Raw genomic sequence first — 21,453 nt, 5'->3', positions numbered from 1 at the left:
CGACGATGCGACGGGGGCGACTGCGGGTCCTGCTCGGGGCCGCCCCCGGCGTCGGCAAGACCTACGCGATGCTCGAGGAGGGCCACCGGCTCTCCGCCGAGGGCGCCGATGTCGTCGTCGGCGTCGTCGAGACGCACGGGCGCGCGGCCACCGCCGCGCTGACCCGGGGTCTCGAGGTCGTTCCGCTGCGACGCGACCGGCACCGCGGGGTGAGCCTCGACGAGCTCGACGTCGAGGCGGTGATCACGCGGCATCCGTCGGTCGCCCTCATCGACGAGCTCGCCCACACGAACGCGCCCGGGTCGGCGCATGCGAAACGGTGGGAGGACGTCGAGCAGCTGCGGGACGCGGGCATCGACGTGATCACGACCGTCAACGTGCAGCACATCGCCTCTCTCAGCGACGTGATCGAGCAGATCACCGGCACCGTGCAGCGTGAGACGGTGCCCGATGCAGTGGTGCGGGGCGCCGACCAGATCGAGGTCGTCGACCTCGCCCCGCAGTCGCTGCGCGACCGGCTCTCCGCCGGTCTCGTCTACCCGGCGGAGCGGGTGGATGCCGCGCTGTCGAACTACTTCCGGCTGGGAAACCTCACGGCGCTGCGCGAGCTCGCGCTGCTGTGGCTCGCCGACGAGGTCGACTCCGCGCTCAAGCAGTACCGCGCCGAGCACGACATCGACGGCACGTGGACGACGCGTGAGCGCGTCGTGGTCGCGCTCACCGGCGGGCCGGAGGGCGAGACGCTCATCCGACGCGGCGCCCGCATCGCAGCCCGCTCGGCGGGCGGCGAACTGCTGGCGGTGCACGTGCTCAGCCAGGACGGCCTGCGGGGGGCGACGCCGGGGGCGCTCGCCACCCAGCGCGCACTCGTCGAGCAGCTCGGCGGCACCTATCACCAGCTCGTCGGCGACGACGTCGCGCACACCCTGGTGGAGTTCGCGCGCAGCGTGAACGCGAGCCAGCTCGTCATCGGCGTCAGCCGCCGCAGCCGCATGAGCGCGGCACTCACCGGGTCGGGCATCGGCGCGACGGTCATCCGCGATTCGGGCGACATCGACGTGCACATCGTCACCCACTCGGCGGCGGGCGGGAAGCTGCGCCTCCCCCGCGTGCGGGGCGGGGCGCTCAGCCGCGGACGGCGCCTGCTCGGGTTCGCCGTCGCGCTCGTCGGCGGGCCGCTGCTGTCGTGGCTGCTGTTCTCGTTCCGCAGCGACGACTCGATCACCTCCGACGTGCTCGCCTACCAGCTGCTCGTCGTGATCGTCGCGCTCGTCGGCGGCATCTGGCCCGCACTGTTCGCCGCGGTGCTGTCGGGATTCACGCTCGACTACCTGTTCGTGCAGCCGCTGTTCACGATCACGATCGCCCATCCGCTGCACGCGCTCGCCCTGGGCCTCTACGTCGTCATCGCGATCCTGGTGAGCTACATCGTCGACCAGGCGGCCCGGCGTGCCCGGGTCGCCGAGCGCGCGACGGCGGAGGCGCGTCTGCTCGCCACCATCGCGGGCAGCGTGCTGCGCGGCGACAGTGCCGTCGAGGCGCTCGTCAGCCGCGCCCGTGAGGCGTTCGGGCTGCACGCAGTGCGGCTGGTCGGCGAGGGCGGCACGGTGCTGGCCGAGGATGTCGCCGACGGGCCGGCGCCCGCGAACGCCGCGTGCACGCGGCTCCCGGTCGGGGCGCGGGTGGGCGGCGCGCCGCGGGCGACGCTGGAGCTGACCGGCGACGAGCCGGATGGGGCATCCCGTCGGCTGCTCGATGTGATCGTCGCGCAGCTCGCCGCCGCGATCGACCATCTCGAACTGACCGCGGCCGCACGCGAGGCGGACGCCCTCGCCGAGACCGACCAGGTGCGCTCGGCGCTGCTGTCGGCCGTGAGCCACGACCTGCGCCGGCCTCTCGCGGCGGCGGTCGCGGCCGTCGGCGGGCTGCGGGCGGCCGATGTGCGGCTGAGCCCGACCGACCGCGCCGAGCTGCTCGAGACCGCGGACGAGAGCCTGCGCACCCTGTCGATGCTCGTGACCGACCTGCTCGATGTGAGCCGTGTGCAGGCGGGGGTGCTGGCGGTGTCGCTCGCACCGGTCGATGCCGCCGGCGCCCTGCTGGCGGCGCTCGACGAGCTCGGCTACGGCCCCGACGAGGTCGAGGTGGCGCTCGATCCCGACCTGCCGCCGCTCGTCGCCGACCCGGTGCTGCTGCAGCGGGTGCTCGTGAACCTCCTCGCCAACGCGCGCCGCTTCGCGGCACCCGGAACCCATGTGGTGGTCACGACGAGCCGGCTGGGCGAGCTCGCGCAGATCCGGGTGATCGACCGCGGCCCCGGGGTGCCGGCCGACCGCCGCGACGACATCTTCGCGCCGTTCCAGCGGCAGGGCGACACCGACAACACGACCGGCCTCGGTCTCGGGCTCGCGATTTCCCGCGGGTTCACCGAGGGCATGGGCGGCACGCTCACCCCCGAGGACACCCCGGGCGGCGGGCTCACGATGGTCGTGGAGCTGCCGGTGCAGCCGGCCGCCGAGACGACGACGCAGGGGGCGCGATGAAGGTTCTGGTGGCCGATGACGACCCGCAGCTCGTGCGGGCGCTGCGCATCACGCTGTCGGCGCACGGCTACGAGGTGATCGCCGCGCCCGACGGGGCGGCGGCGGTGACGCTCGCCGCGCAGGCGCATCCCGACATCGTGCTGCTCGATCTCGGGATGCCGCGGCTCGACGGCGTGCAGGTCATCGAGGCGCTGCGCGGCTGGACGACCGCGCCGATCATCGTGGTCTCGGGGCGCACGGGCTCGGCCGACAAGGTGGAGGCGCTCGACGCCGGCGCCGACGACTACGTCACGAAGCCGTTCCAGGTCGACGAGCTGCTGGCGCGGCTGCGCGCATTGGCGCGTCGGCGACCGGATGCCGCGGGCGAGCCGGTGGTGCGTTTCGCCGACGTGACGATCGACCTGGCCGCCAAGTCGGTGATGCGGGCGGGCGCACGCGTGCATCTGACGCCGACCGAGTGGCGGATGCTGGAGTTCCTCGCCCGCAACCCCGACGCGCTGGTCACCCGGCAGACGCTCTTGAAGGAGATCTGGGCGAGCGAGCAGATCGCCGACACCGGGTATCTGCGCCTCTACATGTCGCAGCTGCGCAAGAAGCTCGAGGCCGACCCCGCCCACCCGGTGCACCTTCTCACCGAGCAGGGCATGGGCTACCGCCTGGTGCCGGGCGACTAGCGCCCGGCACCGGGCGGCGCGCCGTCAGACGGCGGCGAGCGCGTCGAGCCGCTGGTAGCTGCGCTCCATGCCCTCGGTCATGCCGGTGGCGAGGATCATGTCGCGGGTCGCGGCATCCGGGTATTCGATCAGCAGCGTGAGAAGGGTGACGCCGTCCTCTTCGTAGAGAGTCAGGTCGTTGAGGGTCGACGGCCCGGGCATGCCGGTCATGCGCTCGGTGGTCACGACGCGGCGCGGGGCGTCGACGACGAGCGTGTCGCCCTCGAACCCGAACGCCTGGCCCTCCCCGCCCTCGACGGGAGCCCACGCGTAGCGGTAGGTGTCGCCTGCGGCGAGCCCGGGTTCGGCGATCGTCATCTCCCACCCGTCGGGGCCGAGCAGCCAGGTCTTGAGCAGCTCGGGCTCGTGGTGCGCGCGCCACACCAGCTCACGGGGGCCTTCGATGAGTCGGGTGATGCGCACGTGGGTGTCGTCGAGAACCTCGACCTGGGTGCCGGCGCCGAGGGCGTAGTCACGCAGGTCGCGCAGCACCGCGTCGAGCTGGCTGATCGCCATGGTGAAGCCTTCGCGCATGCCCATCGCGAGCATCTGCTCGAGCGCCTCGACCGAGACGAAGTGGGAGACGCTGACCAGGCGTGCGCCGGTCGGGGTGGGCTCGACGGCGAACGTCGCCCGCATGCCGGGCATGTCGGGCACGCTGTCGCCGTTCTCGTCGGCGAAGGTGTCGAGCACCTCGAAGCGGTGCGGGGCGTCGATGACGAGGAACTCCCACCGGGCGTGCGCGAGCTCTCCGCGCGGGCCGGTCATGTGGTAGCTCGCGATGCCACCGACCGTGAAGTCGAAGCGGGTGAACGAGGCAGGCCATCCGGGCGGGCCCCAGAAGCGCTCGAGCTGGGCGGGTTCGGTGAACGCGCGCCAGAGCCGCTCGGGGGTGGCGGCGACGTCGGCGATGAGGGTGAGGGTGAGGGCCTCGGGGTCGACGGTGACGGAGGTGACGGGCATGGCGAGTTCCTCTTTTCGGGGCGGATGCCGCGGCGCGGCGTCCTTCGGGGGGATCAGGCGGGGGTGTCGTCTTCGGCGAGCAGAGCGTCGAGCCGGTCGATGCGGGAGCGCCAGACGCGCTCGTACTCGGCCAGCAGGCGCCGTGCCCGCGCGATGGTGTCGGGATCGGCGCGCACGAGTCGCTCCCTCCCTTCCGCACGTTTGACGACGAGGTGGGCGGCCTCGAGCACGGCGACGTGCTTCTGCACGGCGGCGAAGCTCATGTCGTAGGCCGCGGCGAGCGCCGAGACTGTCTGCTCACCCGTGAGGGTGCGCTGCAGGATGTCGCGGCGCGTGGCGTCGGCGAGGGCCCGGAAGATGCGGTCCACGTCGGCGTCGGCGAGTTCAGTAAATACAACCATTTGGTTGTAGGTTACGACGCGCTCCCGACAGGGTCAAGCCCCCGATCACGCCCGCGCGCGATCGGCGGCGCGCTCCACACCGAGGAAGATCGCCACGAAGCCGAGGAGCAGCGGCACACCGAGCCACACGACTCCCGAGACGACGCCGACCACGGTCATCCACGCCTCGGTCAGCGGCGCGGGCATCACCCACACCACCGCCTGCATCACGGCGAACGCCACGGCGCCCCCGAGCGGAACCCAGCGCCACGGGCGCGGGACGACATCGACCCGGGCGATCTCGACCGCGGCGACGATCGCGGCACCCAGCATGAGCACCAGCAGCGCGAGGCTGTAGAGCGCGATCTCCGCGCCGCCGGCCACGGTCAGTGCCTCGTTCGCCGGAGTCGGGTCGACGTACCCCTGCACGAGCACCAGCGCGCTGAGTGCGAGCAGGGCGACCGTGCCGAGCGGGCGCCGGCCGGTGACGCTCGCCGCCCGGGTGAAGCCCACCGCGAAGAGCGCGTACGCCGCCGCGGTGAGCGCGGGCGCGATCGGCGGGGTGCCACCACGCGGAATCGCCGTCTGCGAGGTCCAGAGCGCGCCGATCACGAGCAGCGCCCCGGCAACGACCCACGATCGAGCGGTCATCATCGACTCCCTCATAGCAACATCACAGCACGTGATCCGACGGCGCACAACGGATGCCGCGGCATCCGCTCACGACGGCGGTAGCACCCGACGCGCCCCCAAGAACCATCGCGTCGGGTACTCCGCCCCACCCCCGGGCTACCGCCCGGGGGCTGTGAGTCCGAGCGCGGCGCAGAACGACGCATCGTCCTTGCCGGCCGCGTTCGGAAGTACGGCGATCCGTCGGTCCGACAGCACGCAGGCCGTCGGGTTGGGCACGTACGGCCCCGCCGGCGCGTCCTCGCCCGTGCGCACGGCCGTATAGCTCGCCTCGCACACGGCGAGAGCGGTCGCGACACGGTCGGCCATCGACAGTTCGGTGTTCTTGTCACGGTCGGTCTCGACCGACGTGGACGTGCTGTGGTTCGACGTCAGATCGGTGCTCGTGTAGCAGTCGAACGTCACGTTGCGGTCGTCGACCGAGGCGAACAGGGCCGCGACGCCCGCCGTCGAGGCGGCGAGCACGAGGGCCGTCGCACCCGCGACCCACCAGAATCGGCGGCGGCGACGCGTGCGACGCACGGCGATGGTCGTGAGCACCTCGCGACGCATGCGCGCGATCTGCTCGTCGGTCGGGGGAAGCTGAAGAGTCATGATGTCGACCCCTCCTCTTCGCCGGGCGTGAGCGCCGCCCGCAGGCGCGCACGGATACGGGACAGCCGATTGCGGATGACGCCGTGGGACACGTCGAAGGCCTCGGCGGCCTGCGCGTAGCTGAACCCGTATTCGATGCACAGGTCGAACAGGCACTGGTCGTCGAACGAGAGGGCCGAGATCGCGGAGGCGATGGCGTCGGAGAGCAGGCGCCGCTCGATCTCTTCGGCGGGTCCGGGGGCGCGGGTGGCCACGGTGTCGTCGAGATCGGTCGATCGCTGCTGGTCCCGCACGCGCTTGCGGATGTGCGAGCGGGAGACGTTGCGGCACGTGACGAGCAGCCACGGCAGCGTGGAGCCGCCGACCAGGTGGATCGCGTGGGCCTTCTCGAACGCGACCACGAAGACGTCCTGGGTGACGTCCTCCGCGGCGTGGGGGTCGAGGCCGAGGCTCGCGGCGAACCGGTAGACGGTGGCGACATGACGGTCGTACAGCGCGCCGAACGCGCGGGAGTCGCCCGTGGAGACGGCCGCGAGCAGCGCGCGGTCGTCGGAGACATCGGTCTCCGTCGCGCTCAGCTCAGCCGTCATACCTGGTAATGCCCGTCGCCTCGGATTCGTCTCAGATTCTTCTGGACTTTTTTTCGCGGCTCCCGCACGACGGCCTCCGCACCAGGATGCCCGCTGCGCGCGGGTTTGACCCGGCAGGCGCCCGTGCGCCACGATCGGCTCGGGGAGCCCTCGCAAGGGCCGATCATCAGGGGGAGATGATGGGGGAACGTTTCGCGCGGCGTCATGTCGCAGAGCTGGTGGGTGTGCTGATCGGCGCCGCGCTCGTGGTCAGTTCGGCGACGCCGGCCCGGGCGGATGCCGGGGGCGGCGAGAACTGCGGCGTCTTCCTCGAGTCCGGGCTCACGATCTGCGCCCCCGCGGGCGATGACCTCCACGCCGCAGTCACCGCGCAGACCGGCTACACGATCGTCGACGGCGACGAGACCGACGCGGGTCGTGCCACGACGGTCAGCTACCTGCTCGCGCGGCTCTACGACAACGCCGACTACGGCGGCGCGTACTACGAGGTGTGGGGATCATCTGGCTGCTCGTCGGCGGTCGGCGTGCGCGGCGTCGCCGACATCGGCGTCGGCTGGTACGGCAGGGTGAGCTCGTTCCAGGGCTTCTCGAGCTGCCGGGTCAAGGTGTGGCAGAACACGTCGTTCACCGGGTCGAGCGTCGGTTTCGCGTCATCGAGCAGCTACGTCGGCGCGGTCATGAACGACCAGACGCGTTCGGTGCAGGTCGTCTACTGAGCGGATGCCGCGGCATCCCGTTCGTCTGTCGGCACCCTGTCGCCGCTGTTCGCACCGCCGCGCCCGCAGCACCGTCATGAGCAGCCTCACCGCGGACGGATTTCGCCGAGCCCGACGGCGCCCGGACACGGCAGCGCGACGACATCGCCGACACCGAGGTCGGCGGGCAGCACCACGGTGCAGGCACCCAGCCGCCACCGGCGTTCCGCGGCGTGCGAGATGCGCCCGAGCAGTCGGGCCTCGGCCCAGCACGGCGCGAGCTCGTCGAGACGGGCGTCGAGGCGCAGCATCCCGTCGTCGCATCCGGTGACCGCCGCCACGAGCACGCTCGTCGACGCTGTCGCCGAGGGGACGCCGCCCGACAGCGGCACGATCGCGGGCGCCGTCGTCACGCACGGGGTGCCGCACAGGTCCGCGTAGCGCAGCACCGAGACGCCGGCGATCACCACGTCGCGCGTGGTCGCGTGGGTGCGGGCGGGCCAGGCGTCGCACGCGAGGGGCGCCGGCAGCGAGTCGCGCGGGGTGGGCAACAGGGAGGTGAGTGTCATGACTCCGGTCTATGGGCGACGGGATGCCGCATCCCCCGCCGCTCACGGATCCCATGCGCCCGCGCGCCCGATCCTCACGCGCGTCCGGCACGGGTGCGCCGGCGCGCGCCCCGGCTAGACTTGCCGCATCCCCGGCAGCCCTCGATTCTTGGAGACCAGCCGCGTGAGCACCCCCGCCGCTCCCCTCGGCAAGATCGCCGACACCGTCGCCGACGCCGAAGCCACCCCCGAGAAGGAGCAGCCGTACGCGGCGCTCGGTCTCAAGCCCGACGAGTATGCGCAGATCCGCGAGATCCTCGGCCGCCGTCCCACCAGCGGCGAGCTGGCGATGTACTCGGTCATGTGGAGCGAGCACTGCTCCTACAAGTCGAGCAAGATCTACCTGCGCCAGTTCGGCCAGAAGGTCAGCGACGAGATGCGCGAGCGCCTCATGGTCGGCATGGGCCAGAACGCGGGCGTCGTCGACATCGGCGAGGGCTGGGCGGTGACCTTCAAGGTCGAGTCGCACAACCACCCGAGCTACATCGAGCCGTTCCAGGGCGCCGCGACCGGCGTCGGCGGCATCGTGCGCGACATCATCTCGATGGGCGCGCGCCCGGTGGCCGTCATGGACCAGCTGCGCTTCGGTGCGATCGATCACCCCGACACTGCCCGCGTCGTGCACGGCGTCGTCAGCGGCATCTCCTTCTACGGCAACTGCCTGGGCCTGCCGAACATCGGCGGTGAGACCGTGTTCGACGCGGTCTACCAGGGCAACCCGCTCGTCAACGCGCTCGCCGTGGGCGTGCTGCGCCACGACGACCTGAAGCTCGCGAACGCGGTCGGCCCCGGCAACAAGGTGGTGCTGTTCGGCGCCCGCACCGGCGGCGACGGCATCGGCGGGGCATCCATCCTCGCGTCCGACACGTTCGCCGACGGCGGCCCCACCAAGCGCCCGGCCGTGCAGGTCGGCGACCCGTTCGCCGAGAAGGTGCTCATCGAGTGCTGCCTCGAGCTCTACCGCGACGAGCTGGTCGAGGCGATCCAGGACCTCGGCGCCGCCGGCATCTCGTGCGCCACGAGCGAGCTCGCCGCGAACGGCGGCTCGGGCATGCGCGTCGACCTCGAGAAGGTGCTGCTGCGCGACCCCTCGCTCACGCCCGAGGAGATCCTCATGAGCGAGAGCCAGGAGCGCATGATGGCGATCGTGCGCCCCGAGAAGCTCGACGAGTTCCTGGCCGTGACCGGCAAGTGGGACGTCGAGACGAGCGTGCTGGGCGAGGTCACCGGCGACGGTCGTCTCGAGATCTTCTGGCACGGCGAGAAGATCGTCGACGTCGACCCCTCGACGGTCGCGGTCGACGGCCCGGTCTACGAGCGTCCGGTGGCCTACCCGACGTGGATCGACGCCCTGCAGGACGATTCCGCCGCCGCCCTCGAGCGCAGCGCCGACGCCGACACCCTGCGTGCGCAGTTCACCGCGCTGGTCTCGAGCCCGAACCTCGCGGATGCCTCGTGGGTCACGAACCAGTACGACTACTACGTGCTCGGCAACACGGCCCTCTCGTTCCCCGATGACGCGGGCATGGTTCGCGTCGACGAGCAGTCGGGTCTCGGGTTCGCGATCGCGACCGACTGCAACGGCCGCTTCTGCCAGCTCGACCCCTACGAGGGCGCGAAGCTCGCCCTCGCCGAGGCCTACCGCAACGTCGCCGTCACCGGCGCCGTGCCCACGGCTGTCACCGACTGCCTCAACTTCGGCAGCCCCGAGAACCCCGAGGTCATGTGGCAGTTCTCACGGGCCGTCGAGGGCCTGTCGGACGGCTGCCTCGAGCTCGGCATCCCCGTCACCGGCGGCAACGTGAGCTTCTACAACCAGACCGGCGACACCCCGATCCACCCGACCCCGGTCGTCGGCGTGCTCGGCATCATCGACGACGTCGCGGCGCGCATCCCGTCGGGCTGGCAGGACGCCGGCGAGAACATCTACCTGCTGGGGGTCACCTCCACCGAGCTCAGCGGCTCGCAGTGGGCGCAAACGGTGCACGGACACCTCGGCGGCCGCCCGCCGAAGGTGGACCTCGCGGCCGAGAAGCGCCTCGCCGAGCTGCTGCGCGCAGCGGGCGACCAGGGTCTCGTCTCCAGCGCCCACGACCTGTCCGAGGGCGGGCTCGCGCAGAGCCTCACCGACGGCGTGCTGCGCTTCGGCGTCGGCGCGCGGGTGTGGCTGACGGAGATCATCGAGCGCGACGGGGTGGATGCGGCATCCGCCCTGTTCTCGGAGTCGACCGGCCGCGTGCTCGTGACCGTGCCCCGCGAGGAGGACGTCAAGTTCCGCGGGCTCTGCGAGGGGCGCGGCTACCCGGTGCTGCGCATCGGGGTGACCGACGCCCCCGCCGACGGCTCGGCCAGCGCCCTCGAGGTGCAGGGCCTGTTCACCCTGCCGGTGCCCGAGCTGCGGGCACTGTCGACCGGCACGCTGCCGGCCGCGTTCGGCGCGATCGTGACGGAGCCGGAGGTCGTGCGATGAGCGATTCACCCGATGACCTGGGGGAGCGCCCTTACACGACCCGCACGCGCATCGTCGCGTGGGTCGTGATCATCGCGCTCGTGCTCGTCGGCGGCGGCGCGACCGTCGTTTCGCTGCTGATCCACTGACCCGCGGGCCGCGCGCGGGCGCGGTTACGATGAGGGCGTGGACCAGTTCTGGGGTTTCGCCGCGCACTACTGGTGGTTGGCGTTCCCGCTGTTCGGGGTGGTCGCGGCGGCCGGCCGCGGCTGGGAGCGCAATGCCCGACGGCGCCACGAACGACGCCTCGAGGTGCTGCGCACGAAAGGCGAGATCCGTGCGGCGCAGATCGCCGCCCGGAAGGATCCGAAGGCCGTCGGCTCGGCGCGTCCCGCGCAGAAGGATGCCGCGCTCTCCCCGCTCGCCCAGCTGTTCGCCGATCACGACGAGGTGCGCCGGCGGTGGCTCGAGTACGAGCTGGATGTCTCGAAGGCGATCGCGTACCCCGCGATGAGCGACGGTCGTCAGCCGCTCACGGCCGCGTTCCTGCGCGCCGGGAAGAAGGCCGACCGGCTGCGGCCCGCCGAAGGTCGCAAGGTGTCCGCGGACGAGCTGCGCGAGTACCGCGAGGCCGTCACCGACTACGAGGTCGCGTTCGATCTCGCCGAGCGCGATGCACGACGCCTGCGCGACTCCGGGTTCACCGAGGCAGAGCGCAAGCGCCTGCACACGGCGCAGCAGCTGTTGACGGTCGCCGTCGACGAGGCGGCGACGCCCGCCGAGCGCCAGCTCGCCTACCAGCGGGTGCGCGAGGAGCTCGACGGGCTCATCTCGCTCTCCGACGAGGCGCTCGACGTGCTCGAGAAGAAGGTCGCCCTCGAGATCACCGCGCCGAAGGCGACTCCGACGGCGCACGAGGCGACCTCCGGTCCCGACCGCGCGTGAGGCAGGTTGCGGCGGGTGACAGCGCGGGTTGTGGGCGCGGGCGGGCGATTCCGAGAATGAGCGCGTGAGCTCCCTGCCCCCGACCTCCTCCCCCGCCGCGGCGGCTCCGACGCCGCGGCTGTCCGCGCGTGACGTGCAGGTGCTCGACAACCCGGCATGGTTCTCCCTGACAGGCCCGCACGCGCGATTCGCCCTCGGCGACGATCTCGCGCGACGCTATCCCGGCGACGTCGCGCCCTTCGTCGCGGTGCGCGACTGGAACGACCCCGGGGTGTGGGATCGACTGCACCGCCTGGTCGGGCCGTCGGCCGAGATCGGCCTCAACGGCGCCCCCGACGCGCTGCCGGACGGATGGGAGGTGCTCGGCGGAGGGTCGGGCGTGCAGCTGGTCGAGACCGACGTCCTCTCGCCCCGCCCGGAGCCCGAAGCGGTGCTGCTCGGTGCCGACGACGTGCCCGAGATGCTCGCGATCGTCGAACGCAACCAGCCGGGACCCTTCCTCCCCCGCACCCACGAGCTCGGACGCTACATCGGCATCCGCCGCGACGGACGCCTCATCGCCATGGCCGGTGAGCGGCTGCACCCGTCCGGCTGGACCGAGATCAGCGCGGTGTCGGTCGATGCCGACCATCGTCGCCAGGGGCTCGCGTCACGGCTCGTGCTCGACGTCGCGTTCCACATCCAGCAGCGCGGCGACCGCGCGCTGCTGCACGCGGCGGCGACCAACGTGGGCGCGATCGCCGCCTACGAGAGGCTCGGCTTCGTCCTGCGCCGGCACACCACGTTCGCCGCAGTGCGCACACCGGCGGTCGACCCGTCCTAGTCGCTCGCAAGACGTCGAGGCGGGCGATCCGCTCGACGTCGCCGCAGCAGTCGGGGGCCGCAGATCGAACCCCACGCCGGCACCCGGTTTCCGCCATACTGAAACCGGGTGCCGGGGGGCACCTGTTGATGCCGGTGCCCGCCGGCGAAAGGGGTAAGAATCATGGACTTCCTGTCGAACTTCGGGAGCCTCCTGTGGTGGTTCCTGTCGATCTTCGTGTTCGTCGCCTACCTGATGGCGCTGTTCTCGATCATCGGTGACCTGTTCCGCGACCACACGCTCAACGGCTGGTGGAAGGCGCTGTGGATCCTCTTCCTGATCTTCGTGCCGTTCCTGACCGCCCTCGTCTACCTGATCGCGCGCGGTCAGGGCATGGCCGAGCGCAGCCGCGCCCAGGCCACGAAGGCGCAGGAGGCGGCCGACGACTACATCCGCTCCGTGTCGGGAACGAGCGCGGCCGATGAGATCGCGAAGGCGAAGGCGCTGCTCGACGCCGGAACGATCACGGCAGCCGAGTACGAGTCGCTCAAGGCGCGCGCGCTCGCGGGCTGACCGATGACCGACGAACGACCGTCCCCGTCGCGCGCCCGCGCCTGGGGGCGGTCGTTCGCGTCGGGGCTGGTGCTCACGATCGCGCTCGTGCTCGCGCCGCTGTCGATCATCACGGGCTGGGCCCGGGTGCAGCTCGTCGACACCGACGCGTTCGTCGCCGCGTACGCCCCGCTCGCGCACGACCCCGCCGTCCAGCAGAGCGTCACCGATGCGACGATGACGGTCATCGCCCAGCACGTGGACTATACGGCGATCGCCGGCCAGGTCATCGACGGCATCACCTCGCTCGGCACCGGCCCTCTCGCAACCCAGGCGCTCGACGCCCTCAAGGGACCCGCCGCGCAGGGCCTCGAGTCGGTCGTGCGCACGAACGTCGCGAGATTCGTGGCATCCGACCCGTTCGCGACCGTCTTCTCGACCGCGTTGCGCACCACCCACGCCCAGCTGGTGAAGACGATGCAGGGCGACCCGAACGCGCTCGTCTCGGTCGCCTCCGACGGCACCATCGGGCTCGAGCTCGGCCCCGTCGTCGCCGCGGTCCGCCAGCACCTCATCGACTCGCAGGTGCCGTTCGCCGCGCAGATCCCGGCGGTGCAGCGCACCATCCCGATCGCCCAGGCCGATGCACTGCCGACCGCGCAGACCGGCTACGCGGTCGCGGTCGCCGTCGGCGCGTGGCTGCCGTTCGCCGCCGCGGTGCTCCTGGTCGCGGGCATCCTGCTGGCCCGCCGCCGCCACCGGGCGGCCGTCGTCGCCGGCCTCGCCCTCGCGCTCGGCACGCTGATCCTCATCATCGGGCGCGCGGTCGCGGCATCCATCGTCAGCGCCGCACTGGCTCCGCAGGGCATTTCGGATGCCGCCTCCGCGGCCCTGTTCTCGGTCGTCACCGACGGCATGGTCTCGGTCGCGGCATGGACGTGCGCGGGCGGCGTGCTCGGTGCGGTCGCGGTGTGGATCGCAGGCCCCTGGCGCCCGGCACGCGCGATCCGGGCGAAGGTGCGCACCCGGACCACGAGGACGTCCACGGCCTGAGCTGTGGATTCTCCCGGCACCGTCTCGGCGTCGCCGATTACCGTCGAGAGGTGATCCTCCCCGACGGCGCCCGCCGCACGCTCATCGTCCTGTCGATCGCGACCTGTGCCGTCGGCGTCATGGTGATGATCGCCGCCGGCCGACTCGACCTGCTCGCCGACGACAGCGCGAGAGTGCACCGTATCGGGATGTGGATCGCGATCTCCGGCGTGGCGATCGGCCTGGTGGCCGCGGCATCCGATCTGGTGCGACGCCGACGTCGCGACTGACAGGGGCGATGGCGCGCCGTCAGGACTCGACGTGCTCGCCCTCGACGGCTTCCTCCGTCGTCGAGGCCTCCACGGCCGCCGACTCCGTCTCGGCCGCGAACTCCGGCTCCTCGGAGATCACACCGGTCTCGGGGCGGATGAGCTCGCGCACCTCGGCCATGAAGCTGGTGAGCTGCTGCTGCTGCCAGCGCAGCTGCCGCGTGCGGTCCTCGGCGTCGCGCAGCACCGTCGTGGTGTGTCCGATCACGCTGTCGACGATCTTCTGCGCCTTGAGCTTCGCCTTGTCGACGGTCTCGCGGGCGCGGAGCTGGCTGTCCGCCTCGATCTGCGACGCTTGGGCGCGCATGAGCTTCTCGTAGTCATCGGCCTTCGCCGAGATGCGCTGCGCGTGGTCGAGCGACGCGGCGACCTGCTCGTTGGCGTCGGAGGTGATGCGCTCGGCGTGGGCGACCGCCTGGTTGTGCAGCACGAGGAACTCCTGCTGGGCGTCGTCCTGACGGCGGGTGAGCGCCTCCTCGAACTCGAGCACGCGGGCGTTCATCTCGCGCACGTCGCGCTCGGCGTCGGCGCGCTGCTCGGTGGTCTCGCGGGTGACCATCGAGCGCAGCGCCGCAGCGCCCTTCTCGGCCTCGGTGCGGATGGCCGCGGCCTCCTGCTCGGCCTGCGTCACCTTCTCCGCGGCGTGCGCGGCCTCGCGCTCGATGCGGGCCTCGTGGGCGGTGTACTCGGTGTCGATCTTCAGGCGCACCTGGTCGGCGTCGTGCTGCGCCTGGGCGAGGATGCGGGCGGTGTCGGAGTCGAGCGTCGCACGACGCTCGGTGATCTCCTCACGGGCGGCGGCGAGGAGGCGCTCGGCCTGCTGCGCGGCGTTCTGGATGAGCAGGTTCGCCTGCTCCTCCGCGACGTGCAGCACCGCCTCGAACTGCTGCCGGCTCTGCGGCTCGTCGCCGTCGCGCTCGAGACCGCCCCCGGCGAACTCGGTGGTCAGCGCGGTCACCCGCGCCTCGGCATCGGCGGCGCGCGCCTCCGCAGCGGCGAGGTCGGCCTTGAGCTTCGCGGTGGCCTTCTCACGGTCGGCGTCGGCCTTGGCGCTCGCACCCTTCGCCTTCTCGGCCTCCGCCTTCGCCTTCTCGGCCTCCGCCTTCGCCTTGTCGGCCTCTACGCGCTCCTCCGCGCGTGCCGCCTCGACGTCGGCGTCACGGCGCTCGGCGGCGGCGGCGAGATCAGCCGTCGCGCGCTGCAGCTTGCCCTGCAGGTCGGCGAGCGCGGTGTCGACCTCTTGTCGGTCGTATCCGCGGAACCCGACGGTGAAATAGGTGTGTTCGCCGCCGCTCTGGATGAGCTGGTCGAAGGATCCGTTGCTGCCCTGCTGCGCGGGGGTGTCGCTCATGATGCGGCGCCTTACTCGTCGAGATCGGTCATGCGCTCCGCCGGCGAAGCGCTCCTGAGCGCGCGCGTGCGGAGCGCGACGTGCAGGATTCGCGTCCATCGTAGGGGGCGAGCCCTGGGGGATTCATCCCCCAGGCGATGGATCTTCCGAGAGGAACGCTCAGCGCGCGTCGGCGGCGGCGGTGTGGTGGCGGATGACCTCGGCCACCACGAAGTTGAACCACTTCTCGGCGAAGGCGGGGTCGAGGTCGGCGTCGGCGGCGAGCGCGCGCAGTCGGGCGATCTGCTGCTCCTCACGTGCCGGGTCGGAGGCAGGCATGCCGTGCTCGGCCTTGAGATGGCCGACCTGAGTGGTGCTGCGGAACCGCTCGGCGAGCAGATAGATGAGGGCGGCGTCGATGTTGTCGATGCTGGCGCGCAGGCGGCTGAGCGCGACGCGCGGGTCGGTGGTGTCGGACAAGATGGCCTCCTCGCGCTCGACCCTAGCGCCTCCGCCTCGGCGCGATCCGCGCGGGGTGCGCCGCAGCCCTAGAGTGTGAGCCATGAGCGACGCTCCCGCAGAGGTGTCCACCGAGGCATCCTCGTCCGCCACGACCGCATCGAGAGATGCCGCGGCCTCCCGAAGGCCGAAGACGACCGCCGGGCGCGCCATGGCCGCGATCGGCAATCCGTTCGCGTTCGGCTTCTTCCTCACCCTCGGCGGTCTGGTCGCACTCGTGCTCGGGCTCGCGATCTCGAACCTGTCGACGGTGCTCATCTACATCGTGTTCGCCCTGTTCGCCGCCCTCGGACTCGACCCGGTGGTGCGCGCGCTCGAGCGTCGGGGACTGGCCCGGGTGTGGGGCATCGTCATCGTCTTCGCCGGCTTCGCCGTCGTGCTCGCCGGCGTGCTGCTGCTGATCGTCCCGACCGTGGTGACGCAGATCGCCGGCTTCGTCGCCAACGTGCCGAGCCTCATCCGCGACTTCCAGGCGTCGGACCTCTACGCCTGGCTGCAGGCGAACTTCGGCAGCAATGTCGGCGAGATCGTCAGCCAGGTGCAGGGGTTCCTGACGAACCCGGCGAACCTCACCGCGATCGGCGGCGGCGTGCTGCAGGTGACGGTGTCGGTCATCTCGACCATCTCGGGCATCATCATCGTGCTCGTGCTGACGCTCTACTTCATCGCCAGCCTGGATGTCATCAAGCAGGCCTTCTACCGCCTCGTTCCCGCCCACGGCCGGGAGAGCGTCGCCGACCTGACCGATCAGATCACGCAGTCGATCGGCGGGTACCTCATGGGGATGGTCATCCTCGCGTTCTTCAACTCGCTGTTCGCGGGGCTGCTCTACTTTTTCCTCGGGCTCCCCTTCCCGCTGCTGATGGCGGTGATCGCGTTCTGCATCACCCTCATCCCGTTGGTCGGAACGGTGGCGTTCTGGGTGATCGGCTCGTCGCTCGCGCTGTTCGCGAGCCCGGTGGGCGCGCTCGTGTTCGCGGCCCTCTACCTCATCTACATGCAGGTCGAGGCGTACGTGCTGACGCCGCGCATCATGAACCGCGCGATCTCGATCCCCGGATCGCTCGTCGTCATCGGCGCCCTCGTCGGCGGCACATTGCTGGGTCTTCTCGGCGCGCTTGTGGCGATCCCGGTGACCGCATCGATCCTGCTGATCATCAAGAAGGTCATCATCCCGAGACAGGACGCGAAGGTCTGACCGGGCACGGGGATCCCCCGGCGCCCACGAGCGCGGTCGGACTCAGCGTGCCGGGTCGGCCGCGCAGGCGGGATCGCCCGCGGCGGTGACGGCCATCCGACGGTCGGGATCGACCCGGCCGAGAATCGCGAGTACGAGGCGCGAGAGGTCGTCGACGTCCGCGTCGTCCAGGTCGGCGAGGACGAACGAGCGCACCGCCTCCTCGTAGCGCGGTCGCGCATCCGCGAAGCGCTGCTCGCCCGCGCTCGTGAGCACCGCGTTGGTCGCCCGGCCGTCCTCGGCGCAGGGCGCCCGATCGACGAGGCCCTTGCGTTCGAGACCGGTCACGACGCGGGACAGTCGCGGCAGGGTGGCGTTCGTGCGCGACGCAAGTGCGGTCAGTCGCAACCGGCGGGCGGGCGCCTCGTGGAGGGCCTCGAGCAGCGTGTACTCGAACGAAGTGAGGTCGCTCGCGGCCATCTGCTGGTCGAGCGTGCGCGGCAGCAGCTCGAGCAGTGCGTGCAGGCGCGCCACCGAAACGCGCTCCTCATATCGCAGTCCCTCGGCCGGCATGCGGCCATCCTAGCAGTTGGTTGCAATTACAAGTAAGTGGGCGTACGGTAACACTTGTATCTACAAGCAATGCCCCGTCGTCGCGGGGCACGAGGGAAGGAACCCCATGGCCCACGTCACGATCTTCGGCACCGGCAACATGGCGAACGCGATCGGCGGAGTCTTCGCCGAGGGCGGCAGCAGCGTCACCTACATCTCCGCCGAGGAGTCGGGCACCGCCCCGATCGTCGGCGACATCGTCGTGCTCGCCGTGCCTTACCCGGCCGTCGCGGGCATCCTCTCGGCGTATGGCGAGCAGCTCGCGGGCAAGACCGTCGTCGACATCACCAACCCGCTCAACTTCGAGACCTTCGACTCGCTCGTCGTGCCGGCCGGGTCCTCCGCTGCCGCTGAGATCCAGGCCGCGCTTCCGCAGAGCTCGGTGGTGAAGGCGTTCAACACCACCTTCGCCGCAACGCTCGTCGCGAAGACGGTCGGTGGAGCGCCCACCACCGTGCAGGTCGCCGGCGACTCCGCCGAGGCCAAGAGCGCGCTCATCGCGGCCATCGCCGCCGGGGGCGTGCAGGCGATCGACGCCGGCGCACTCTCCCGTGCACACGAACTGGAGGCCCTCGGCTTCCTCCAGTTGACCCTCGCCGTCCGCGAGGCCATCTCGTGGACCGGCGGCTTCGCGGTCGTCCGCTGACCCGTCCGGGCGGGGGCCAAGGCCCCCGCCCGCTCGACCTCGCTCCGCTCGAAAGGCTCCCCCCATGCTGATCCGTGAGACCGCGGCATCCGACCCTCTCGCCACCAGCGCTCCCGTCGTCGCCCTGCTGCTGCACGGCTACGGAGCGAGCGAGCGCGACCTCGCCGGCATCGGCGACCGCCTCACCGCGGGACTCCCGTGGGTGTCCCTGCGCGCGCCGCTGGCCCTACCCCAGGGCGGAGCCGCGTGGTTCCCTGTCACGGTGCCCGGCTCCCCCGACCCGCAGCCCGTCGTCGAGGCGACCGAGGCGATCTGGACCTGGGTCCAGGAGAACCTGCTGCCCGATGCCCGGATCGTGCCGATCGGCTTCTCGCAGGGAGGACTCATGGCGAGCCAGCTGCTGCGCACCCGCCCCGAACGGGTCGCCGCCACCGCGGTGCTGGGGGGTTTCGTGCTCGGCGCCGCACAGCCGGCGGACCCGCTGCTTCGCCGCATGAAGCCGGAGGCGTTCTGGGCGCGGGGTGACGCCGACCGCGTCATCGCGACCCCGGCCGTCGAACGCACCGAGGCCTGGCTCCCCTCGCACACGACCCTCACCGCTCGGGTCTATCCCGGGCTCGGCCACACGATCGATCAGCGGGTGCTCGATGATCTCGCCGTGTTCCTCGCGGCCGCCGTGCCGCTCGGAGCGTCGACGATCTGACACCGCTCATGCGCACGCTGCCCCGCCGGTGGGCGCCTGCCGTGGCGCTCAGCGCGCGACGAGGATGCGTGTGGGGTTCGGCGCCTCGGTGCGGTGCCGCACGCGTCCCGGTACGCCCGTGCGTAGGTCGAGTGCGAGCGACGCGATGCTGCCGCTGCGCTCGCCTGCGACAAGCAGGGTGTCGCGCTGCACGGTGTGGTCGCGCGGCCAGCTCACCCCCGACTCCACGAGGGCGAGCGGGGTGAGATCGGTGCCGGTGCCGGCCACGCGCACGGTGGCGATCGTGTCGCTGCCCCGCAACCCCAGGTAGACCCGCTCGGCATCACGAGAGAGCACGATGCCCGCCGCGAGGTCGCCGGCGGGCGCACCCAGCGACAGACCCGCCACGATGCGCCACGCACCCGACGCATCCGGCGCGAGCGCGAAGAGCTCGGCGCTCAGCTCGGTGACGACGTACAGGTGACCGCTCGGGTGCCAGACCGCGTGCCGCGGCCCGCTGCCCCGCGGGAGCACGACCTCTCCGACCGGACGCAGCCGCGACCCCGACGGTCGCCAGAACCGCACCAGGTCGAAGCCCATGTCGGTGGTGGCGACGAGTCCGCGCGGCAGGAAGGTCGCATGGTGGGCGCGCGAGACGCGCACTTCGGGGTCGACCTCGACGACGACGGCGGGTTCGACGGATGCCTCGGGCTCGGCGTAGTCGGGAACGAGATGCGCGAACTCCGCCCCCGCCGCCTCACGCAGGGCACGCGCCGCAGCGGCGAGATCGATCGCGTCCACCGTGGGGTGCGCGGGTGCCCGGCCCACCGACTCCCCCGCGACCGCGAAGGGGTCGCCGGACGAGAACGGATCCCCGGCTGACGCCGCGATCTCCGGCGTATGCGGGCGGCCCGCGGCATCCAGCCCCATCGCCACGACACGACCGTCCCCCCAGCAGCTCGCGATGAGCCGCGTGCCGTCGGGGTCGACGGCGACGTGGCAGACCAGGTCGCCGGCGGGAACCGGATCGCCGAGGCGGGCGAAGCCGCGCTCGCTCGTGCGACGGAAGGCCTGCACGGCCCCCTGTCCCTCGAGTGCCGCGTAGACGACGTCGAGCCTCGGGTGGGCGCTGAGCCACGACGGCGAGGATGCCGCCGCCGCCGTGCCGGCGAAGGCCAACGGCCCGCCCGCGAGGTGGTCGATCACCTCACCGGCGCGCAGCTCGCCGATGCCGGCGGCCTCGCCGCCCATGTCGGCACCGTACCCGCCGAGCCAGAACCGCATGGCGCGGGTCAGTCGACGAGATCGTGGCGCACGATGACGGCGTCGCGCGCGGGGCCGACACCGATCACCGAGATGCGGGTGCCGCTCATCTGCTCGAGCGCGAGCACGTAGTCCTGCGCCTCGAGGGGAAGCTCGTCGAAGGTGCGGGCACCCGAGATGTCCTCGCTCCAGCCCGGGAAGTACTCCAGGATCGGGGTCGCATGGTGGAAGTCGCTCTGGTTCACCGGCACCTCGTCGAACCTCTCACCGTCGACGTCGTAGGCCACGCACACCGGGATCTCGTCGAGGCCGGTGAGGATGTCGAGCTTGGTGAGCACGAGGTCGGTGATGCCGTTGATGCGCGTCGCGTATCGGGTGATGGGCGCGTCGTACCAGCCCACCCGACGCGGACGGCCGGTGGTCGTGCCGAACTCGAAGCCGCGCGATCGCAGCCATTCGCCCTGTTCGTCGAACAGCTCGGTCGGGAAGGGACCCGAGCCGACCCGCGTCGTGTAGGCCTTCACGATGCCGACGATGCGGTCGAGGCGGTTCGGGCCGACACCGGAGCCGGTCGCGGCGCCGCCGGCCGTCGCCGACGAGCTCGTGACGAACGGGTACGTGCCGTGGTCGACGTCGAGCATCGTGGCCTGTCCGCCCTCGAACACCACGACATCGCCCGCGTCGAGCGCCTCGCTGAGCAGCAGGGCGGTGTCGGCGACCATCGGGCGCAGGCGCTCGGCGTAGGAGAGCAGGTCGTCGACGATCTCGTCGACGGCGATCGCGCGACGGTTGAAGACCTTCACCAGCAGGTGGTTCTTCTGGTCGAGGGCGCCCTCGACCTTCTGACGCAGGATGTTCTCGTCGAAGAGGTCCTGCACGCGGATGCCGACACGGTTGATCTTGTCGGCGTAGGCGGGGCCGATGCCGCGCCCGGTCGTGCCGATCTGGCGCTTGCCGAGGAAGCGCTCGGTCACCTTGTCGAGGGTGCGGTGGTACTGCGTGATGATGTGGGCGTTCGCGCTGATGCGCAGGCGCGACGTGTCGAGACCGCGGGCGGCGAGCGCCTCGAGCTCGTAGAACAGCACCTCGAGGTCGACGACGACGCCGTTGCCGATGACGGGGTTCACGCCGGGCGACAGGATGCCGGAGGGAAGGAGGTGCAGCGCGTACTTCTCGTCGCCGATCACGACGGTGTGGCCGGCGTTGTTGCCTCCGTTGAACTTGACGACCCAGTCGGTGCGGTCGCCGAGCAGGTCGGTGGCCTTGCCCTTCCCCTCGTCACCCCACTGCACGCCGACGATGACAATTCCGGGCATGGTGGCTCCTCACCTAGCAGAGG

The 21,453-nt window shown here is 71.5% G+C and carries 24 protein-coding genes; 13 read left to right on the top strand and 11 right to left on the bottom strand.

Annotation, left to right across the window (positions count from 1 at the left end):
• Positions 1-5: 5 nt before the first annotated feature.
• Complete coding sequence (locus tag RR49_RS10185) at positions 6-2,543, top strand: ATP-binding protein (protein ID WP_045247971.1); 2,538 nt, start codon at positions 6-8, stop codon at positions 2,541-2,543.
• Entirely contained in the window at positions 2,540-3,217 is a 678-nt protein-coding gene (locus RR49_RS10180) for a response regulator (protein ID WP_045247970.1), read from the top strand. The genes RR49_RS10185 and RR49_RS10180 overlap by 4 nt, the downstream gene beginning before the upstream one ends.
• A 24-nt stretch (positions 3,218-3,241) precedes the next feature.
• Here the strand turns inward: RR49_RS10180 and RR49_RS10175 are convergent, their stop codons facing one another.
• From RR49_RS10175 to RR49_RS10155, 5 genes are all read right to left on the bottom strand, one after another.
• Entirely contained in the window at positions 3,242-4,219 is a 978-nt protein-coding gene (locus RR49_RS10175) for an SRPBCC family protein (protein WP_045247969.1), read from the bottom strand.
• Between the two features lie 53 nt (positions 4,220-4,272).
• Positions 4,273-4,620, bottom strand: coding sequence for an ArsR/SmtB family transcription factor (locus tag RR49_RS10170; protein ID WP_045247968.1), 348 nt, complete (start codon positions 4,618-4,620; stop codon positions 4,273-4,275).
• 45 nt (positions 4,621-4,665) lie between these two features.
• On the bottom strand, positions 4,666-5,253 hold the full coding sequence (locus RR49_RS10165) for a hypothetical protein (protein WP_045247967.1): 588 nt from the start codon (positions 5,251-5,253) through the stop codon (positions 4,666-4,668).
• A gap of 135 nt (positions 5,254-5,388) precedes the next feature.
• Positions 5,389-5,883 (bottom strand): hypothetical protein, encoded by a 495-nt coding sequence (locus RR49_RS10160; protein ID WP_045247966.1) that lies wholly within the window; start codon positions 5,881-5,883, stop codon positions 5,389-5,391.
• Entirely contained in the window at positions 5,880-6,473 is a 594-nt protein-coding gene (locus RR49_RS10155; RefSeq protein WP_045247965.1) for an RNA polymerase sigma factor, read from the bottom strand. Before RR49_RS10155 ends, RR49_RS10160 begins: the two co-directional genes overlap by 4 nt.
• 179 nt (positions 6,474-6,652) lie before the next feature.
• On the opposite strand from RR49_RS10155, the gene RR49_RS10150 reads away from it, so the two are divergent.
• Positions 6,653-7,189 carry a hypothetical protein gene (locus tag RR49_RS10150; protein ID WP_048808977.1) on the top strand — a complete coding sequence of 179 codons (537 nt, stop codon included), beginning with the start codon at positions 6,653-6,655 and terminating at the stop codon, positions 7,187-7,189.
• Between the two features lie 86 nt (positions 7,190-7,275).
• On the opposite strand, the gene RR49_RS10145 is transcribed toward RR49_RS10150, so the two are convergent.
• Complete coding sequence (locus RR49_RS10145; RefSeq protein WP_048808976.1) at positions 7,276-7,737, bottom strand: hypothetical protein; 462 nt, start codon at positions 7,735-7,737, stop codon at positions 7,276-7,278.
• A gap of 163 nt (positions 7,738-7,900) precedes the next feature.
• Here RR49_RS10145 and purL point away from each other — a divergent pair, with 163 nt between their 5' ends.
• The 7 genes from purL to RR49_RS10115 all read left to right on the top strand — a co-directional run bounded on the left by purL (position 7,901) and on the right by RR49_RS10115 (position 13,846).
• Positions 7,901-10,246, top strand: a complete 2,346-nt coding sequence (purL, locus tag RR49_RS10140; protein WP_045247963.1) for a phosphoribosylformylglycinamidine synthase subunit PurL — start codon at positions 7,901-7,903, stop codon at positions 10,244-10,246.
• Positions 10,243-10,374, top strand: coding sequence for a hypothetical protein (locus RR49_RS16180; protein WP_048808975.1), 132 nt, complete (start codon positions 10,243-10,245; stop codon positions 10,372-10,374). The genes purL and RR49_RS16180 overlap by 4 nt, the downstream gene beginning before the upstream one ends.
• Positions 10,375-10,411: 37 nt before the next feature.
• Positions 10,412-11,170 carry a hypothetical protein gene (locus tag RR49_RS10135; protein ID WP_045247962.1) on the top strand — a complete coding sequence of 253 codons (759 nt, stop codon included), beginning with the start codon at positions 10,412-10,414 and terminating at the stop codon, positions 11,168-11,170.
• A gap of 73 nt (positions 11,171-11,243) precedes the next feature.
• The gene (locus tag RR49_RS10130; protein ID WP_045248018.1) at positions 11,244-11,993 is read left to right on the top strand and encodes a GNAT family N-acetyltransferase; all 750 of its coding nucleotides are present in this window, start codon (positions 11,244-11,246) and stop codon (positions 11,991-11,993) included.
• 162 nt (positions 11,994-12,155) lie between these two features.
• The gene (locus tag RR49_RS10125) at positions 12,156-12,545 is read left to right on the top strand and encodes an SHOCT domain-containing protein (RefSeq protein WP_045247961.1); all 390 of its coding nucleotides are present in this window, start codon (positions 12,156-12,158) and stop codon (positions 12,543-12,545) included.
• A 3-nt stretch (positions 12,546-12,548) separates the two neighbouring features.
• Positions 12,549-13,577 (top strand): hypothetical protein, encoded by a 1,029-nt coding sequence (locus RR49_RS10120; protein WP_048808973.1) that lies wholly within the window; start codon positions 12,549-12,551, stop codon positions 13,575-13,577.
• Positions 13,578-13,627: 50 nt separating this feature from the next.
• Positions 13,628-13,846 (top strand): hypothetical protein, encoded by a 219-nt coding sequence (locus RR49_RS10115; protein WP_045247960.1) that lies wholly within the window; start codon positions 13,628-13,630, stop codon positions 13,844-13,846.
• Positions 13,847-13,865: 19 nt separating this feature from the next.
• On the opposite strand, the gene RR49_RS10110 is transcribed toward RR49_RS10115, so the two are convergent.
• Positions 13,866-15,236, bottom strand: coding sequence for a hypothetical protein (locus RR49_RS10110; protein WP_048808972.1), 1,371 nt, complete (start codon positions 15,234-15,236; stop codon positions 13,866-13,868).
• Between the two features lie 159 nt (positions 15,237-15,395).
• Complete coding sequence (locus RR49_RS10105; protein WP_045247959.1) at positions 15,396-15,695, bottom strand: chorismate mutase; 300 nt, start codon at positions 15,693-15,695, stop codon at positions 15,396-15,398.
• Positions 15,696-15,777: 82 nt separating this feature from the next.
• On the opposite strand from RR49_RS10105, the gene RR49_RS10100 reads away from it, so the two are divergent.
• Positions 15,778-16,932 carry an AI-2E family transporter gene (locus tag RR49_RS10100; RefSeq protein ID WP_045247958.1) on the top strand — a complete coding sequence of 385 codons (1,155 nt, stop codon included), beginning with the start codon at positions 15,778-15,780 and terminating at the stop codon, positions 16,930-16,932.
• Between the two features lie 42 nt (positions 16,933-16,974).
• Here the strand turns inward: RR49_RS10100 and RR49_RS10095 are convergent, their stop codons facing one another.
• The gene (locus RR49_RS10095; protein ID WP_045247957.1) at positions 16,975-17,484 is read right to left on the bottom strand and encodes a MarR family winged helix-turn-helix transcriptional regulator; all 510 of its coding nucleotides are present in this window, start codon (positions 17,482-17,484) and stop codon (positions 16,975-16,977) included.
• A 106-nt stretch (positions 17,485-17,590) separates the two neighbouring features.
• Between RR49_RS10095 and RR49_RS10090 the strand changes: the two genes are divergently transcribed.
• Together RR49_RS10090 and RR49_RS10085 are read left to right on the top strand one after the other, a co-directional pair.
• Positions 17,591-18,169, top strand: a complete 579-nt coding sequence (locus tag RR49_RS10090; RefSeq protein ID WP_045247956.1) for an NADPH-dependent F420 reductase — start codon at positions 17,591-17,593, stop codon at positions 18,167-18,169.
• Positions 18,170-18,233: 64 nt separating this feature from the next.
• Positions 18,234-18,872, top strand: coding sequence for an alpha/beta hydrolase (locus tag RR49_RS10085; RefSeq protein ID WP_045247955.1), 639 nt, complete (start codon positions 18,234-18,236; stop codon positions 18,870-18,872).
• 48 nt (positions 18,873-18,920) lie between these two features.
• Here RR49_RS10085 and RR49_RS10080 read toward each other — a convergent pair whose 3' ends face one another.
• Together RR49_RS10080 and RR49_RS10075 are read right to left on the bottom strand one after the other, a co-directional pair.
• The gene (locus RR49_RS10080; protein WP_045247954.1) at positions 18,921-20,135 is read right to left on the bottom strand and encodes a lactonase family protein; all 1,215 of its coding nucleotides are present in this window, start codon (positions 20,133-20,135) and stop codon (positions 18,921-18,923) included.
• Positions 20,136-20,143: 8 nt separating this feature from the next.
• On the bottom strand, positions 20,144-21,430 hold the full coding sequence (locus RR49_RS10075; RefSeq protein WP_045247953.1) for an adenylosuccinate synthase: 1,287 nt from the start codon (positions 21,428-21,430) through the stop codon (positions 20,144-20,146).
• Positions 21,431-21,453: the final 23 nt, after the last annotated feature.

This window comes from Microbacterium ginsengisoli (genome assembly GCF_000956535.1).
GTDB lineage: Bacteria > Actinomycetota > Actinomycetes > Actinomycetales > Microbacteriaceae > Microbacterium > Microbacterium ginsengisoli.
Note: the sequence above shows the minus strand (reverse complement) of the source record. Positions and strands in the feature narration are given on the sequence as shown.

What these genes read in the sequence shown, in the direction of transcription:
- RR49_RS10185 (WP_045247971.1), top strand. Translation starts at nt 6, where the DNA reads ATGCGACGGGGGCGACTGCGGGTCCTGCTCGGGGCCGCCCCCGGCGTC.
- RR49_RS10180 (WP_045247970.1), top strand. Translation starts at nt 2,540, where the DNA reads ATGAAGGTTCTGGTGGCCGATGACGACCCGCAGCTCGTGCGGGCGCTG.
- RR49_RS10175 (WP_045247969.1), bottom strand. Translation starts at nt 4,219, where the DNA reads ATGCCCGTCACCTCCGTCACCGTCGACCCCGAGGCCCTCACCCTCACC.
- RR49_RS10170 (WP_045247968.1), bottom strand. Translation starts at nt 4,620, where the DNA reads ATGGTTGTATTTACTGAACTCGCCGACGCCGACGTGGACCGCATCTTC.
- RR49_RS10165 (WP_045247967.1), bottom strand. Translation starts at nt 5,253, where the DNA reads ATGATGACCGCTCGATCGTGGGTCGTTGCCGGGGCGCTGCTCGTGATC.
- RR49_RS10160 (WP_045247966.1), bottom strand. Translation starts at nt 5,883, where the DNA reads ATGACTCTTCAGCTTCCCCCGACCGACGAGCAGATCGCGCGCATGCGT.
- RR49_RS10155 (WP_045247965.1), bottom strand. Translation starts at nt 6,473, where the DNA reads ATGACGGCTGAGCTGAGCGCGACGGAGACCGATGTCTCCGACGACCGC.
- RR49_RS10150 (WP_048808977.1), top strand. Translation starts at nt 6,653, where the DNA reads ATGGGGGAACGTTTCGCGCGGCGTCATGTCGCAGAGCTGGTGGGTGTG.
- RR49_RS10145 (WP_048808976.1), bottom strand. Translation starts at nt 7,737, where the DNA reads ATGACACTCACCTCCCTGTTGCCCACCCCGCGCGACTCGCTGCCGGCG.
- RR49_RS16180 (WP_048808975.1), top strand. Translation starts at nt 10,243, where the DNA reads ATGAGCGATTCACCCGATGACCTGGGGGAGCGCCCTTACACGACCCGC.
- RR49_RS10125 (WP_045247961.1), top strand. Translation starts at nt 12,156, where the DNA reads ATGGACTTCCTGTCGAACTTCGGGAGCCTCCTGTGGTGGTTCCTGTCG.
- RR49_RS10120 (WP_048808973.1), top strand. Translation starts at nt 12,549, where the DNA reads ATGACCGACGAACGACCGTCCCCGTCGCGCGCCCGCGCCTGGGGGCGG.
- RR49_RS10110 (WP_048808972.1), bottom strand. Translation starts at nt 15,236, where the DNA reads ATGAGCGACACCCCCGCGCAGCAGGGCAGCAACGGATCCTTCGACCAG.
- RR49_RS10100 (WP_045247958.1), top strand. Translation starts at nt 15,778, where the DNA reads ATGAGCGACGCTCCCGCAGAGGTGTCCACCGAGGCATCCTCGTCCGCC.
- RR49_RS10095 (WP_045247957.1), bottom strand. Translation starts at nt 17,484, where the DNA reads ATGCCGGCCGAGGGACTGCGATATGAGGAGCGCGTTTCGGTGGCGCGC.
- RR49_RS10090 (WP_045247956.1), top strand. Translation starts at nt 17,591, where the DNA reads ATGGCCCACGTCACGATCTTCGGCACCGGCAACATGGCGAACGCGATC.
- RR49_RS10085 (WP_045247955.1), top strand. Translation starts at nt 18,234, where the DNA reads ATGCTGATCCGTGAGACCGCGGCATCCGACCCTCTCGCCACCAGCGCT.
- RR49_RS10080 (WP_045247954.1), bottom strand. Translation starts at nt 20,135, where the DNA reads ATGCGGTTCTGGCTCGGCGGGTACGGTGCCGACATGGGCGGCGAGGCC.
- RR49_RS10075 (WP_045247953.1), bottom strand. Translation starts at nt 21,430, where the DNA reads ATGCCCGGAATTGTCATCGTCGGCGTGCAGTGGGGTGACGAGGGGAAG.